Source organism: Sphingomonas sp. RS6, from assembly GCF_054489705.1.
In genome coordinates this window covers 161,285-175,071 of record NZ_JBTMWM010000005.1, presented here as the reverse complement: position 1 = coordinate 175,071, position 13,787 = coordinate 161,285, and the positions used below count along the sequence as shown (strand labels likewise).

The window sequence follows — 13,787 nt, the reverse complement described above, 5'->3', positions numbered from 1 at the left end:
GAAATTTTTAGGAGGAGAATTTTTCCGGCTGGATTCGGCGATCGATGAAGCCGAGCAGCCATTGCCGGTGCGCCTGGGTGGCATCGCCGGTGGTGCTGATGCGCGCCCTTGCCGCGTCGTCGCCGATCTGTGCGGCGAGCAACGTCCGGGCACGGCCGGCATCGATTCCGCCGGCGAGGAACTTGCGCGCGTCACCAATGCCGAGGTGATGGCCGAGATAGGCCGCCTTGGCGAGCGTCTCCGAATCGGCGCGCACGTTGAGCCCGGCCTGTTCGAGCCGGTCGAGATTTTGCCGCGCCAGGTCGGCCACGCACAGAATCGACGCATCGGGATCGTAGCGAAGCGCCAGCAGCTCGCCGCGCCGGCCGGCTGCAACCTTGCCGTCCTCGGTCAGCCAGCCGCGCTCGCGCGAAACCTGGTTCAGCCAGGTGCCGGGCGTCTGCGCCAGCGTCTGCCACGTGCCGCTCAGAAACTGGCCGAGCCCGGCCGCGCTCGATCGCGGGTTGCGCGAAAGCGGATTCCAGCTGCCGTCGCCGCCCTTGGCCGCCTCGGCATCGAGAATCGCGGCCAGCGCCGTCGCGGGCACGCCGCTGCGCGCCTCGGCGGCGTTCAGCGCCGCGGCGTATCGGGCATTGCTGCCGAGCGCGAGCGGGCCATCGGCCCGGTCGACCATCGGCGGTCGGCTTGCGCCGGCCATCGGCAACGGCGCGGGCGATGCGGCGGGGGCGGGCCTGGCTGGTGCGTCTGCGCCGATCGGGTCCGCGGCGTCGTCGTCGCCCGCGTGGCAGTTGCAGGCGCATCGGCAGTTGCACCGCGCCTTGGCAGCGGGCGTGGCGGGCGCGCCCAGCAGCTGCAGCAGCGAATCCATCGTCATGTCGGTCGCGCCCAGCGGCGATCCGTTGCGATTCTTGTCGTTTTCGCCGTCGCCGATCGCCGCGCGCCACAGCCGCGTCGACAGTTCGGACTGCGCCTGGGCATAGATCACGGCGGCGCGCTGCGACGGGGTCAGCGCGGCGAGGTCGGCACGCTGGATCATGCGGTCCTCGCCCGCTTGCGCCGCTCGCGCAGGAATCGCGCGGCGGCGATGTCGTCGATCGCCGCCTGTTCGGCCGCCTCGACCGCGCGGTCGGCTTCCTGCTGGTAGCGTTCGGCTGCGCCTTCGATCGCGCGCATCGTGCCGTATACTTCCACCGCCTGCTCGCGCAGCGTGGTCAGACGCGCGCGCGCCATTTCGGCGGCCTGCTCAATCGCCTCTCGCTGGCGCTTCGCCGCTGCAAGCCATGCGTCGGTCGCGAACGGAAGCGCATGGGCGACCATCCGCTCATCGCGCATCCGCTCGATCTGGTCGCGCTGCTGCAACTCCAGGCTGGCGATCCGTTCGAGCTCGACGCTGATCGAAACCTTGATCGCATCGACCTCGCGGCGCTGCACGCGCAGGGCAGTGTCGAACGGGGTCATGCGGCAAGGCCCACATTATCGGGCGCATCGCCGAGCGCGGTCGGGGAATTGCCCTCGAGGATCGCGTTCAGCGCGGCAAAGGCGTCGTCGACGTGCCCGCGATCGTCCTTGCCCTGATTGAGCAGCGCTTCGATCTGCGGGGCGAGCGCGACGGCGCGGTCTACCTCGGGCGACGAGCCGGCCTTATACGCGCCCAGCCGCACCATTTCCTCCATGTCGGTATAGGTCGACAGCAGCTTACGTGCGGCGACGCGCGTCGCATTCTGCGCATCGTCCATGCAGTGCGGCAGCGTGCGCGACACCGACTTGAGAATGTCGATCGCCGGATAGCGGCCGCGCTCGGCGATCGCGCGGCGCATCACCACATGGCCGTCGAGGATGCCGCGCACCGCGTCGGCAACCGGTTCGTTATGATCGTCTCCGTCGACAAGGACGGTGAACAGCCCGGTGATCATGCCCGCACCCGGCGCGCCCGGCCCGGCCCGCTCCAGCAGGCGGGGCAGTTCGGCGAACACCGTCGGGGTATAGCCCTTGGTGGCGGGCGGCTCGCCAGAGGCCAGGCCGATCTCGCGCTGCGCCATCGCGAAGCGCGTGACCGAATCCATCAGGCAGAGCACGTTCATGCCGCGATCACGGAAATGCTCGGCGACGGCGAGGGTGGTCCAGGCCGCCTGGCGGCGCATCAGCGCGGGCTCGTCGGAGGTGGCGACGACCACCACCGATCGCGCCATGCCCTCCGGTCCCAGATCGTCCTCGATAAATTCCTGAACCTCGCGGCCGCGTTCGCCGATCAGGCCGATCACCGCGACGTCGCATTGCGTCCATCGCGCAAGCATCGAAAGCAGCACCGATTTGCCGACGCCCGAACCGGCGAACAGGCCAAGCCGCTGGCCGCGGCACAGCGGCACGAACAGGTCGAGCGTGCGCACGCCGGTCTCGATGCGTTCGGCGACACGCGACCGGCCGGCGGCGGCGGGGGGCGGGGCCTTGATCGGTTGCGGATCGGCGCCGCGGGGCAACGGCCCCAGGCCATCGACGGGCCGACCCAGCCCGTCGATCATCCGACCGAGCCAGGCGGTCGACGGGCGAACGGTGAACTGGCCGGCGCCGAGTTCGGCGATCGCGCCGAGGCCGACGCCTTGCGGATCGACGAACGGCAGGCACAGCGCGACGCCGCGATCGAGCGCGGTCACTTCGGCTTCGACCTTGCCGACGGGGGACTGGATCTCGACCCGGCTGCCGATCTGCGCCACGCCCATCAGCCCTTCGACTTCGATCAGCGCGCCGCGAACCGCGACGACGCGGCCGAACCGCCGATCGGGGACCATCTCCCGGATCGCGCGCGCTGCACTGGCGAGCGTCTGCATCGCCCCGTCGCCTCAGGCTGCTTCGATCTCGGGGCGATCTTCGGCCTGCTCGATCGCGATCAGATCGCGCGCGACCATCAGCGCCTTGTAATAATCGCCCTGGGCCAGATCATGCGCAAAGCGCACACAGGTTTCACGCGCGGCGGGCGTCGCCAGGATCGTCATCAGCGACTTCAACACCTGAAGCACCGAGTCATTGTGCGCCTCGCGGCCGGGCTCGTCGATATAGGCGAGCATCGTCGTGAAGTAGAGCTGACGGGCAGGGGTGGTCGCCTCCTCCGGCCGCATCACTTCGCGGCCGCGCAGGATCGCGACCTTGTTCTCGACCGCGATCTGCGTGCGACCCACGGCGCGCAGGACGGCGCCGTTGACGATCGCCTTCTCGCCGTCGCGAAGCGTGATGCGGAGCATGGTCGTGCCTTTCATTGAACCTTATACATTTTATAGGATCAATTTTCCGGCACGGGCGCATCACCCGGCAAATTTTGCCCACCGCCGATTTTGCGCGGTCAATTTCGCAACTCGATTTGGGCCCTCACTCCGTCATCCTACAATGGGCTTGTGGCCTGTGTGAGCATCGCGCGGGCATCGCGAGGAGTGTAAGACTTGAGCCTCTATTCCGCTCTTTATGCCGGTGTGTCCGGCCTGAGCGCCCAGTCGAGCGCAATGGCGACCGTGGCCGACAACATCACCAACATCAACACCGTCGCCTATAAGGGCGTCGAAGCACAGTTCCGGACGCTCGTCACCGACGGTCGTTCGTCGAGCAGCTATTCCGCCGGCGGCGTCGCCGCGGCCCCGATCTCGCAGGTGTCCAAGCAGGGCCTGCTCCAGGCATCCGGCAGCAGCACCGATCTCGCGATCGATGGCGGCGGCTTCTTCATCACCCGGACCGGCCTGACCAACAGCGACGAGGTCGCCTATACCCGCGCCGGCTCGTTCAAGCCGGATGAGGAAGGCTATCTGCGCAACTCCTCCGGCCTGTATCTCTATGGCTGGCGCCTCGACGCGAGCGGCAACTATACCAATACCGGCAGCCTGAGCGCGCTCGAGCCGGTGCGCGTGAGCGACCTGGTCGGCACCGCCTCGGCCACCACCCGGCTTCAGGTGCGCGCGAACCTCCAGATGGACGCCGATACTTATACCGGCGCCTATACCGCCGGTGACATGGCGACCGGAACGGTCACGCCGACCTTCACCCGCTCGTTCACCATCTCGGACGCGCAGGGCACCAATCACCAGCTCAACATGAGCTTCATCAAGACCGGCCCGAACACCTGGCAGGTCGAAAACTATGTCGTGCCGGCATCCGACGTGACCGCCGCCGACGGCCTGGTCTCGAGCGGCACGATGCTGTTCAACGGCGATGGCAGCCTCAACAAGGCAGGTTCGACCGCCGCGCTGTTCGATCCGCTGAGCATCACCTACACCAACGGCGCCAGCTCGGTGCCGATCGACATGCAGCTCGGCGACGATGGCGGGATCAACGGCATCACCTCGTTCGGCCAGCCGTCCTCGCTCGTCTCGTCGAACGTCGATGGCGGCGTCAACGGCAACATCTCGGCGATCGAAGTGTCGAAGGAAGGCGTGGTCAGCGCGATCTTCGACGACGGCTCGAACCGCAAGGTGTTCCAGCTGCCGCTCGCCACCTTCCCGAACGCCGATGGTCTTACGCGGATTTCGGGCAACGCCTATTCGGCGAACCGCCAGTCGGGCGGCATGACGATGAACCCGCCGGGCGAACTCGGCGCCGGTGCGCTGTCGTCGAACACGCTCGAGGCATCGACCGTCGATCTCGCCGGTGAATTCACCAACATGATCCGCTTCCAGCGCGCCTACAGCGCATCGTCGAAGATCATCACCACGGTGGACGACATGCTGCGCGAAGTCAGCGATCTGAAGCGTTGACGCAGCCGGCCGGGGGATCGTCGTCATGTCGCTGAACGATATTTTGGGAACCGCCGTGTCGGGCCTGGCTGCTGCGCAGTCCGGCTTGCGCGCGGTTTCCAACAACATCGCCAATGTCGGCGTCACCGGCTATGCGCGCGAGCGGGTCGGGCTCTCCACCGCGGTGGTGTCGGGTCAGATCAGCGGCGTGCGGGTCGGCGAGCCCGAACGGGTCGCCGATCGGTTCCTCGAAGCGACGGTGTACCGCCGTGCGGGCGATTATGGCCGCACGGAGGTGACGTCCAACTATCTCGATCGGCTTCAGGCGCTGCTCGGCGAGCCCGGCGCCTCGTCCGGGCTGCCCGCGCGGCTCGACGCGATCTCCGCGTCGGCAACGGCGATGACGGGGTCGCAATCCTCGGCACAGACCGTCGCGGTGTTCGTCGGCAACGTCGAAGACGCGATCACGTCGATGCAGCAGTCGACGCGCGACGTCGATGGCCTGCGCGCCGACGTCGAATCGGAAGTCGTCTATTCGGTCGACAAGATCAACACGCTGCTCCAGCGCATCTACGATCTGAACGGCACCGTGTCGCAGGCGACGGGCCTGGGGCGGAGCGCCAGTGGCGCCGCCGATCAGCGGATGAGCGCGATCGAGGAACTGAGCAGCCTCATCTCCGTCAACGTCCGCGATCAGGCCGACGGCCGCGTGACGATCGAAACCACCGCCGGCGCGATGCTGCTCGACAACCGCCTTCGCCAGCTCGATTATCCGAGTTCGGGCACCGGCACGTCGCAGCCGACCTATCCCGATATCAGCATCCGTTTCGCCACCCCCAACGGCGAGAAGGGGGCGCTGACCGGCGAAAAGCTCGAATCGGCTGCCGTCGGTGGCAAGCTCGGCGGGCTGCTCGATCTGCGCGATCGTGCCCTGCCCGCCTTTTCAGAACAGATGGGCGTGCTGTTCAGCGGCCTCGCCGAAACGCTCAACGCCGTCTCCAACAACAGCGTGACGGTGCCGCCGCCGTCGAGCCTGACCGGCCGGCAGACCGGCCTGATCGGCACCGACCGGCTGGGCTTTACCGGCGCCGCCACCTTCGCGGTGACCGACGCCAGCGGCACGCTGGTTGCGAAGGCGGACATCGATTTCGACGCGCTCGGGCCTACCGCCACCGTCGACGACATGGTCGCGGCGATCAACACCGGCCTGGGCGGCGCCGCGACGGCGAGCTTTACCGACGGGGTGCTGAAGATTGCGGCAACCGGCAGCGGCAATGGCATCGCCATCGGCCAGACCAGCGGCAACCCCAGCAGCCGTGCCGGCATCGGCGTGTCGCAATATTTCGGCCTGAACGACATCATCCAGAGCGACACGAGCACGTTGGTGCCCAGCGGATTCGTCGCGTCCGATCCGCATGGCTTCACCACGGGCGAGAGCACGCAGATCGTGCTGCGCGATTCGTCCGGGCTGGCGCTGACCAGCTATTCGCTCCAGCCGACCACCGGCGGGACGATGGGCGATCTTATCAACGATCTGAACGGCAGTCCGCTTGCCAATTTCGGATCCTTCTCGCTCGACGATCGCGGCCGGGTGCGGTTCGATCCGGCGACGGCAGTGTCCGGCGCGGTGCTTTCGACCCCTGCGGATTCGACCGATCGCAACGGCAGCGGCCGCAGCTTCTCGCAGTTGATGGGAATCAACGGCCTGTCGAGCGGGCTATCCGCCGCGCAGGTCCGCCCCGATATCGCGGCGGACAGCGGCAAGCTCGGGCTGGCCCAGCTCAATGCCGGCGTCGCAGTCGGCGAAAAGGCGCTTGGCGCGGGCGACACACGCGGCGCCTCCGCCTATGTCGAGAAACTCGCGGGCACAGTCGATCTCGGCAAGGACGGGGTCGTTTCGATCAACCGCTTCTCGAACTTGCTGCTCGGCCGAACCGGCCTGGAGGCGAGCCAGGCGAAGAGCCAGTTCGACGATGCGGCCGCGCGCAAGGGCGACGCGGTGAACCGCCGAGACAGCTATTCCGGCGTCAACATCGACGAGGAACTGTCGCAGATGGTGGTGCTCCAGAACAGCTATTCGGCGGCGGCGCGGATCATGACGACTGCCAGCCAGATGTACGACACACTCATTGAAATGGTTCGATAAGGGGTCCGCCGAATGTCACGCGTAGCTACGATTCCGCTTCAGCGCACGATGGCCAGCGCGATCCAGACCGCGCAGGAAAAGCTCGCGGTCACGCAGAAGCGGCTTTCCACCGGCAAGAAGGCGTCGGATTTCGCCTCGCTCGGCACCGAAACCGTGCGCAACCTTTCCGCGCACACGTTGCTTTCGCAGCAGCAGTCGCAGTCGACCGTGGCGAAGCGGGTGGGGACGACGATGTCGCTCTACCAGGGGCATATCGAAGGCATCCAGACCGCCGTTGAGGACATGCGGGAGCAGATCCTGACCGCCGTGGGCACCGGCCAGTCGGCCGGTCTTCAGGAGGCGATCTCGAGCGCGTTCCAGCAGATGCGCGCCTCGCTCAACGCGAGCGAAGGTGGCACGCCGCTGTTCGCCGGTTCGCAGACCGGCAGTTCGCCCTTCACCGTCGCGACGCTGGCGGATGCCGCGACCGTGCCGGCCGACCAGGCGTTTCAGGACGACGACGTGCTTTCCACGGCGCGGGTCGCCGACGGCGTCGACGTGACCTATGGCATCAATGCCAGTTCGATCGGCAAGGGCCTTTACGAGGCGTTCCGCACGCTCGCGCAGGCGGGCGACATCACCGACAAGCCCACCGATGCGCAATTGACTGCGCTCCAGGAAGCGATCTCGAAGATCGATACCGGGCTCGGCAGCCTCCGCGCGGTCAACGCCGACAATGGCCGCAAGCAGAATCAGGTCGAGGATCTCACCAGCCGTGGCGAGCAGCGCGCGCTGCTGCTCCAGCAGGTGATCGAGGACAATGAGGATGCCGATCTCGGTCAGGTCGCGGTCGATCTGGCGCAGCAGAAGACCGTGCTGGAAGCGAGCTATTCGGTGTTCTCGCAGCTGAGCAGCCTCAGCCTCGTCAAATACCTCTGATCGCGATCGCTCGCGCGAACACAGCCTGGAGCATGGCGGCAGTCAGCCGTCCGGTATTCTGGTTGTAGCGCGAGCAGTGATAGCTATCGATCAGGATGCGCCCGTCCGGCATCCGATGCTCGGCGCCGTGAGCAAACCGCGCCTTGGGCAACTTGCCGCCCATCGCCTTCACCGCCGATTGATGCGCGATTTCGCCGAGCGCGACGACGATGCCGGCGCGAAGCTGTTCGCCCAGAAATGGGCGACACGCGTGGATTTCGGCCGGGGCAGGGCGGTTGCCGGGCGGCAGGCATCGCACCGCGTTCAGGATCAGCACGCCCGTCGGTTCGCCATCCACCGCAAGCCCTAAGGACGCGAGCACGGCAAAGAGCAGCGTGCCCGAATCGTCGCCGGCAAAGGCCAGGCCGGTTCGGTTCGCGCCCATCCGGCCCGGCGCCAGCCCCACGATCGCGATCGCAGCGTTTGCCGGTCCCCGCGCGGGCACGGGTGCGTTCCACCATTCTGGCTGTTCGACGCGAAGTTCCTCGCGCAGCGCGACGAGGCGCGGGCAGAGCGGGCAGTCACGGGGCGGTTCCAGGCTTGGCGTCGACATCATGTCGCGATAGGCGCCTCGTCGTGGCAACGACAAGTTATGTGATCGGCCTCGGGTCGAATCGGCGCGGGCGTCATGGCGCCCCCGCGCGCGAAGTTGCGGCGGCGCTGGCTGCGCTTGGCGGCGTCCGGGCCGTCTCGCGGACGATCTCGACTGCGCCGCTCGGCCCCTCGATCCGGCGCTTCGCCAATGCCGTCGCACTGATCGAAAGCGACGAGACGCCGTCCGCGCTGCTCGCGCGCATGAAGGCGATCGAGCGGCAATTCGGTCGCCGCCGCGGCCGGACCTGGGGGGCGCGGGTGATCGATCTCGACATCCTGCTCTGGTCTGGCGGCTGCTGGCAGAGCCGGGGCCTGACGGTGCCGCACATCGCCTTTCGCGACCGCCGCTTCGTCCTCGCCCCGCTCGCCGAACTCGTCCCGCGCTGGCGCGATCCGATCGGCGGACGAAGCGTGGCTCAGTTGCTGCACGCGGTTGACCGCCCGCGCAGGCGCGCTTAGGGGCAGGCGGCGTGGGTCCGTAGCTCAGTCGGTAGAGCAAGCGACTTTTAATCGAGAGGTCCCGGGTTCGAATCCCGGCGGACCCACCATCGCCTCTCGTACCGATCGATCATCGTCCCGCCATTGGATGCGTTGCCGCTGGCGGTCGCGCCATAGCAGACGAGGTTGCCATCTTGCCGAGCCCCGATACCGTAAAGTCGCTCTTTCATCTGCCGATGGGCGGGCCTTACCTGCTCGCGCATAGTGCCGGCTGCATGCCGGTGGCAGTGGCCGATGCGGTCCGGTCCGGGCTGCTGGCGCCCTGGCAGGCGGGAGGCGCTCAGGCCTGGGACGACTGGCTGGCGGAGGTCGATGCGTTTCGCGGCGCACTTGCGGCGCTGCTCGGCGGCAGTACGGCGGACTGGTGCCCGCAGGCCGGGGTTTCTGCTGCGATCTTCCGCTTCCTCTCCGGCCTGCCGCGCATCGAGCGGCGCGATGTGATCCTCGCATCGCACGAGGCATTTCCCTCGATCGCCTACGCGTTGCAGGGCCTGGCGGCGATCGGCCTGCGGCTCGAACTGCTCGATGGTGACCCCTCGCTCCCCGCGACATGGGATCGTGCGGGCGATGCCGACATCGCCGCGGTGGTGGCGATGCACGTCCATTCGAATAGCGGCCGCATCAGCCCGATCGCGGAGATCGTCGGCCGTGCCCGATCAGGCGGTGCCGCGATCGTGGTCGACATCGCCCAGTCCGCCGGCGTCGTGCCGATCGATGTCGCCGCCTGGGGCGTCGATGCAGTGGCGGGCAGCGCGCTCAAATGGCTGTGCGGCGGGCCGGGCGCGGGCTTCCTGTGGGTGAACCCGCAGATCGTGGACCGCCTCGAGCCGATCGAGCGCGGCTGGTTCTCCCACGAGGCGCCGTTCGAGATGGATCCCCGCCGCTTCCGTTTCGCGCCCGATGCGCGGCGTTTCTGGGGCGGCACGCCGGCGGTTGCACCCTCGATCGTCGCGGCGGCGGCACTCGCCACGATCGGGCAGATCGGTGTCGCCTGGATCGCGCGGCACAATGCGGCGCTCAAGCAACAGCTTCTGGAAAGCGTGCCTGGGCTGGCCGGCGCGATGCCCGAAAATGGCAGCCAGGGCTGCACGCTGTGCCTCGCCCTCGGTGCCGAGAGCGAGGCTGCGCTGCGCGAGGCCGGCGTCGGTTTCGATCGACGCGGACCGATCCTGCGCCTATCCTTCGCGGCATGGAACGACGCGGAGGATGTCGAGCGGGTGGCCGTGCAACTGCGCGGTGCCGGGCTGCGCTGACAAGATGACGACACCGGCAACCCACGAATTCGACCGCTGGATCCGCACGTCCTTCGTCGAAATGAACACCGCGCTCGAAAACGCCTATTTCGAGCAGCCCGATCGCCTGCACGTCCAGGGCATCGGCGATCCGATCAAGCGCGCTCTGCGCGACGAGGGCGAGGCGCTGATCGAACCGCTGCTGGCGGAGGGGAAAACCGGCGACGGCTTCGACAACGGCTTCGCGCTGCTCGGCAATGTCGGCATGTTCCTCGGCGCGATGCGGCGGCACGAGCTGACCAACCCCGATGGGGAGGAGCGCTCGCCCTTTCCGCGCGTGTCGGCACTGGCGCTGCACATCGGTGCCGCGATCGGCATGGCGCCGCGCTTCGCCACCGCGCATCTCGCCACGCACAACCTGGCCGTCGCCGGCGTCCGCAAGAGCTTCACGTCGCTGCCCGACGAGTTCCTGTTCATCGACGAGAATGCGCGCGCCATCCTCTGCTTCCAGCGCGCCGCTGATGCGCTCGTCCGCATTTCGGCGCTGGGGGTGTCCAGCCCGGTGGCCGACATCCTGTTCGCCGATGCGGCCGACGCGCTCCGTGCGGTGATCGCGATCAACGACCGGCTGTTCGAGCGGCTCGACGTCGATCGGTTCTTCTGCAGCGTGCGGCCCTATTACAAGCCGTACCGGGTGGGGCGGACGGTGTGGCGCGGCGCCAATGCGGGTGATTTCGCCGGCATCAACGAGATCGATCTGATGCTCGGCCTGTGCCGCGCCAACGATCCCTATTACTCGCAGCTTCTGGTCGAAAAGCTGCCCTTCATGATGCCCGCCGAGCAGCGGCGGCTGCGCGAGTGCATGAACCGGCGCAGCCTGCTCGACGAATTGCTGGCGCTCGCGCCCGATCATGCCGATGCACCCTGGTTCCAGGCGAATGCATCGGCGTTCCTGCTGCTCTGCGACCTGTTCGGCCAGACCGCGCGGCAGCATCACGACCGGCTGGTCAACCGCTTCATCGAGCGTCCGGCCGACAGCATCGCCCCGGCGCAGCTCCGCGGCGTCACCGCCAGCGGTCCGCCGCTCGAGGTGCTGGTCCGCTCGCTGGCGACGTTGCGTGATCTGAGAAGCGCGGTGCCGGGCGACGGCACGCGCCATTCCGATCTGGTCAGGCTGCGCGAGGCGCTCTCAACTCACTGATCGAGCGCAGCGTCGCTGGCCAGCTTGTCTGCGCGCTCGTTGTCGGGGTGGCCGGCATGGCCCTTCACCCATTTCCACTCGACCCGGTGCGGCTTCGCGGCGGCCAGCAGTTCCTGCCACAGATCGGCATTCTTCACCGGCTTCTTGTCGGCGGTGCGCCAGCCATTTTTCAGCCAGCCGTGGATCCATTTGGTCAGCCCGTCCATCACATAGCGGCTGTCGGTGGAGAGCGTCACCCGGCATGGCCGCTTGAGCGCCTGCAGCCCTTGGATCGCGGCCATCAGTTCCATGCGGTTGTTGGTGGTGTGCGGCTCGCCGCCGGACAATTCCTTCTCCACGCCACCCATGCGCAGCACCGCGCCCCAGCCGCCCCGGCCGGGATTGCCCTTGCACGCGCCATCGGTGGCGATCTCGACATGCTGGAGTTCGCTCATGCGATCGCCGCCAGTGCCGCTTCATAGGCGCGCGAGCGTCGCCAGAAGGCCATCGGATCCTTGCGCGTCACCAGCGCGTCGGCGGGTGTGTTGAGCCAGTCCCACGCGCGCGAGAGGGTGAAGCGGATGCACGCGCCGGTTGCCAGCAGCGGCAGGATCGCGCGCTCGGCCTCGCTTAGCTTGTAGCTCGCCTCGTAACCGGCGAGCAGCGCTTCGGAGACATAGGGATCGAATGCCCGGCCGGTCGCATCGAACGCCCAGGCGGTGTGCATCACCGCGAGGTCGTAGAGCCGCAGGTCGGTGCAGGCGAAGTAGAAGTCGATCAGGCCCGTCACGCGGTTGCCGAGCATCAGCACATTGTCCGGGAACAGGTCGGCATGGATCGCACAGCTGTCGAAGCCTTCGCGCGGCCAGGCGGCGGTCACGCGGTCGAGCGCGCGGCCGAGTTCGTCGTACAGGCCCGGTGCGATATCGTTGAGGCTGGTGCCGCAGCGCTCGAACAGCGGGCGCCAGGTGTCGATGCCCATCGAATTGGGGCGGTCGAGCGGGAAGTCGGCGACTGCCTTGTGCATCTTGCCCATCGCCTCCGCCGCGGCGCGCGCCTGTGCCGGGGTGGGGTGGGAGACCGAGACGCCCGACAGGAACTGGATCAGGCACGCCGGGCGACCCTCGAGTTCATGGATCAGGCGCCCGTCGCGATCGGGCACCGCCGGCGGCACCGGCAAGCCGCGATCGGCGCAGTGATCGAGGAGTGCCAGGAAATAGGGCAGGTCGCCCTGATCGACGCGCTTTTCGTAGAGCGTCAGGATGAAGCGGCTCTTGCTCGTATCGACGAGATAGTTGCTGTTCTCCACCCCTTCGGCGATGCCCTTGGCTGAGACGAGTTCGCCGACGTCGAAGCGCTCGAGAAACGCGGAGAGCGCCTCGGCCGAAACCTGCGTATAGACGGCCATTACGCGGCCTCGAGCCCGCGCGGCAGCTTGAACACGACGCTTTCCTCGACGGTCTCGACTTCGCGTTCGGTGATCGTGAAGCGGGTCGAAAGATGGTCGACTACTTCGCGCACCAGTATCTCGGGCGCCGATGCGCCGGCGCTGATGCCGACCTTGGCGACGCCGTCGAACCAGCTGAAGTCGATCTCCTCTGCCCGCTGGATCAGCACCGCACAGGCGCCGCCGCGCTTGGCGACTTCGACGAGCCGCAGCGAGTTCGACGAATTGGGCGCACCGATCACCAGCACCAGCTCGGCCTGCTCGGCAATCGCCTTCACCGCGCCCTGGCGATTGGAGGTGGCATAGCAGATGTCGTCGGCGCCGGGGGCGAGGATGGTCGGAAAACGGCGCTTGAGGATGCCGAGCACGGCGGCGGTGTCGTCGACCGATAGTGTCGTCTGGGTGAGGAAGGCGAGATTGTCGGGATCGGGCACCGCGACCGATTCGGCATCGGCCTCTGTTTCCACCAGCGTCATCGCCCCTTCGGGCACTTGGCCGAAGGTGCCGATCACTTCCGGATGGCCCTGATGGCCGACAAATAGGATGTGGCGGCCGGCCGCCACCAGCCGCTCGGCCTGGCGATGGACCTTGGAGACGAGCGGGCAGGTGGCGTCGAGATAGGAGAGCCCGCGCTGCTCGGCCTTGTGCGGCACCGCCTTGGGCACGCCGTGCGCGGAAAAAACGACCGGCACGCCGTCCGGCACATGGTCTAGCGTCTCGACGAACACCGCGCCCTTCGCCCGCAGATTCTCGACCACATATTTGTTGTGGACGATCTCGTGCCGGACATAGACCGGCGCGCCGAACTTCTCGATCGCGAGCTCGACGATGCGGATCGCGCGGTCGACGCCGGCGCAGAAGCCGCGGGGCGCTGCGATCAGCAGCTCCAGTGGACGCTTTTCGGTGTGTGCCATCGGGTCGAGCCTCTACGCGATTGCTTGCGCGGGCGGAAGGCGGTTCCTATGGTGCGCGCCGTTCCGATCCCTCGCTCGCGCGAGATGGGGGTCGGCTGTTCGGTTCG

Annotated in this window: 14 protein-coding genes and 1 tRNA gene; 7 read left to right on the top strand and 8 right to left on the bottom strand. The window is 67.6% G+C overall.

Annotated elements, in window-relative coordinates:
- Positions 1 to 7 precede the first annotated feature (7 nt).
- The 4 genes from ACX40Y_RS11555 to ACX40Y_RS11540 are packed head-to-tail and all read right to left on the bottom strand — an operon-like array spanning position 8 to position 3,236.
- Positions 8 to 1,036 carry a peptidoglycan-binding protein gene (locus tag ACX40Y_RS11555; protein ID WP_459119714.1) on the bottom strand — a complete coding sequence of 343 codons (1,029 nt, stop codon included), beginning with the start codon at positions 1,034 to 1,036 and terminating at the stop codon, positions 8 to 10.
- A complete protein-coding gene (locus tag ACX40Y_RS11550) occupies positions 1,033 to 1,458 on the bottom strand; it encodes a hypothetical protein (protein ID WP_459119713.1) in 426 nt (141 codons plus the stop codon). Before ACX40Y_RS11550 ends, ACX40Y_RS11555 begins: the two co-directional genes overlap by 4 nt.
- Positions 1,455 to 2,825: a flagellar protein export ATPase FliI gene (gene fliI, locus ACX40Y_RS11545; protein ID WP_459119712.1), complete on the bottom strand. Its 1,371-nt coding sequence runs from the start codon at positions 2,823 to 2,825 to the stop codon at positions 1,455 to 1,457. Before fliI ends, ACX40Y_RS11550 begins: the two co-directional genes overlap by 4 nt.
- Before the next feature lie 12 nt (positions 2,826 to 2,837).
- Positions 2,838 to 3,236, bottom strand: a complete 399-nt coding sequence (locus ACX40Y_RS11540; protein ID WP_459119711.1) for a flagellar biosynthesis repressor FlbT — start codon at positions 3,234 to 3,236, stop codon at positions 2,838 to 2,840.
- 195 nt (positions 3,237 to 3,431) lie between these two features.
- Between ACX40Y_RS11540 and ACX40Y_RS11535 the strand changes: the two genes are divergently transcribed.
- The 3 genes from ACX40Y_RS11535 to ACX40Y_RS11525 are packed head-to-tail and all read left to right on the top strand — an operon-like array spanning position 3,432 to position 7,776.
- The gene (locus ACX40Y_RS11535; RefSeq protein WP_459119710.1) at positions 3,432 to 4,733 is read left to right on the top strand and encodes a flagellar hook protein FlgE; all 1,302 of its coding nucleotides are present in this window, start codon (positions 3,432 to 3,434) and stop codon (positions 4,731 to 4,733) included.
- Positions 4,734 to 4,758: 25 nt separating this feature from the next.
- Positions 4,759 to 6,858 carry a flagellar hook-associated protein FlgK gene (locus ACX40Y_RS11530; protein ID WP_459119709.1) on the top strand — a complete coding sequence of 700 codons (2,100 nt, stop codon included), beginning with the start codon at positions 4,759 to 4,761 and terminating at the stop codon, positions 6,856 to 6,858.
- Positions 6,859 to 6,870: 12 nt separating this feature from the next.
- Positions 6,871 to 7,776 carry a flagellin gene (locus ACX40Y_RS11525; RefSeq protein WP_459119708.1) on the top strand — a complete coding sequence of 302 codons (906 nt, stop codon included), beginning with the start codon at positions 6,871 to 6,873 and terminating at the stop codon, positions 7,774 to 7,776.
- Here the strand turns inward: ACX40Y_RS11525 and ACX40Y_RS11520 are convergent.
- The gene (locus tag ACX40Y_RS11520; protein ID WP_459119707.1) at positions 7,763 to 8,368 is read right to left on the bottom strand and encodes a uracil-DNA glycosylase family protein; all 606 of its coding nucleotides are present in this window, start codon (positions 8,366 to 8,368) and stop codon (positions 7,763 to 7,765) included. The genes ACX40Y_RS11525 and ACX40Y_RS11520 overlap by 14 nt on opposite strands.
- Positions 8,369 to 8,391: 23 nt before the next feature.
- Here ACX40Y_RS11520 and folK point away from each other — a divergent pair, with 23 nt between their 5' ends.
- From folK to ACX40Y_RS11500, 4 genes are all read left to right on the top strand, one after another.
- A complete protein-coding gene (gene folK / locus ACX40Y_RS11515; RefSeq protein ID WP_459119706.1) occupies positions 8,392 to 8,868 on the top strand; it encodes a 2-amino-4-hydroxy-6-hydroxymethyldihydropteridine diphosphokinase in 477 nt (158 codons plus the stop codon).
- Positions 8,869 to 8,881: 13 nt separating this feature from the next.
- A tRNA-Lys gene (locus tag ACX40Y_RS11510) sits at positions 8,882 to 8,957 on the top strand.
- Positions 8,958 to 9,083: 126 nt separating this feature from the next.
- The gene (locus ACX40Y_RS11505; protein ID WP_459119705.1) at positions 9,084 to 10,160 is read left to right on the top strand and encodes an aminotransferase class V-fold PLP-dependent enzyme; all 1,077 of its coding nucleotides are present in this window, start codon (positions 9,084 to 9,086) and stop codon (positions 10,158 to 10,160) included.
- 4 nt (positions 10,161 to 10,164) lie between these two features.
- A complete protein-coding gene (locus tag ACX40Y_RS11500) occupies positions 10,165 to 11,340 on the top strand; it encodes a PrnB family protein (protein ID WP_459119704.1) in 1,176 nt (391 codons plus the stop codon).
- Here ACX40Y_RS11500 and rnhA read toward each other — a convergent pair.
- Genes rnhA through ispH form a run of 3 tightly spaced genes read right to left on the bottom strand, consistent with a single transcriptional unit; the run spans position 11,334 to position 13,680 of the window.
- A complete protein-coding gene (gene rnhA / locus ACX40Y_RS11495; protein ID WP_459119703.1) occupies positions 11,334 to 11,774 on the bottom strand; it encodes a ribonuclease HI in 441 nt (146 codons plus the stop codon). The two genes, ACX40Y_RS11500 and rnhA, sit on opposite strands and share 7 nt — an antisense overlap.
- Positions 11,771 to 12,727: a homoserine kinase gene (gene thrB / locus ACX40Y_RS11490; protein ID WP_459119702.1), complete on the bottom strand. Its 957-nt coding sequence runs from the start codon at positions 12,725 to 12,727 to the stop codon at positions 11,771 to 11,773. The genes rnhA and thrB overlap by 4 nt, the downstream gene beginning before the upstream one ends.
- Positions 12,727 to 13,680, bottom strand: a complete 954-nt coding sequence (gene ispH, locus ACX40Y_RS11485; protein ID WP_459119701.1) for a 4-hydroxy-3-methylbut-2-enyl diphosphate reductase — start codon at positions 13,678 to 13,680, stop codon at positions 12,727 to 12,729. Before ispH ends, thrB begins: the two co-directional genes overlap by 1 nt.
- Positions 13,681 to 13,787 lie beyond the last annotated feature (107 nt).

What these genes read in the sequence shown, in the direction of transcription:
- ACX40Y_RS11555 (WP_459119714.1), bottom strand. Translation starts at nt 1,036, where the DNA reads ATGATCCAGCGTGCCGACCTCGCCGCGCTGACCCCGTCGCAGCGCGCC.
- ACX40Y_RS11550 (WP_459119713.1), bottom strand. Translation starts at nt 1,458, where the DNA reads ATGACCCCGTTCGACACTGCCCTGCGCGTGCAGCGCCGCGAGGTCGAT.
- fliI (WP_459119712.1), bottom strand. Translation starts at nt 2,825, where the DNA reads ATGCAGACGCTCGCCAGTGCAGCGCGCGCGATCCGGGAGATGGTCCCC.
- ACX40Y_RS11540 (WP_459119711.1), bottom strand. Translation starts at nt 3,236, where the DNA reads ATGCTCCGCATCACGCTTCGCGACGGCGAGAAGGCGATCGTCAACGGC.
- ACX40Y_RS11530 (WP_459119709.1), top strand. Translation starts at nt 4,759, where the DNA reads ATGTCGCTGAACGATATTTTGGGAACCGCCGTGTCGGGCCTGGCTGCT.
- ACX40Y_RS11525 (WP_459119708.1), top strand. Translation starts at nt 6,871, where the DNA reads ATGTCACGCGTAGCTACGATTCCGCTTCAGCGCACGATGGCCAGCGCG.
- ACX40Y_RS11520 (WP_459119707.1), bottom strand. Translation starts at nt 8,368, where the DNA reads ATGTCGACGCCAAGCCTGGAACCGCCCCGTGACTGCCCGCTCTGCCCG.
- ACX40Y_RS11505 (WP_459119705.1), top strand. Translation starts at nt 9,084, where the DNA reads ATGGGCGGGCCTTACCTGCTCGCGCATAGTGCCGGCTGCATGCCGGTG.
- ACX40Y_RS11500 (WP_459119704.1), top strand. Translation starts at nt 10,165, where the DNA reads ATGACGACACCGGCAACCCACGAATTCGACCGCTGGATCCGCACGTCC.
- rnhA (WP_459119703.1), bottom strand. Translation starts at nt 11,774, where the DNA reads ATGAGCGAACTCCAGCATGTCGAGATCGCCACCGATGGCGCGTGCAAG.
- thrB (WP_459119702.1), bottom strand. Translation starts at nt 12,727, where the DNA reads ATGGCCGTCTATACGCAGGTTTCGGCCGAGGCGCTCTCCGCGTTTCTC.
- ispH (WP_459119701.1), bottom strand. Translation starts at nt 13,680, where the DNA reads ATGGCACACACCGAAAAGCGTCCACTGGAGCTGCTGATCGCAGCGCCC.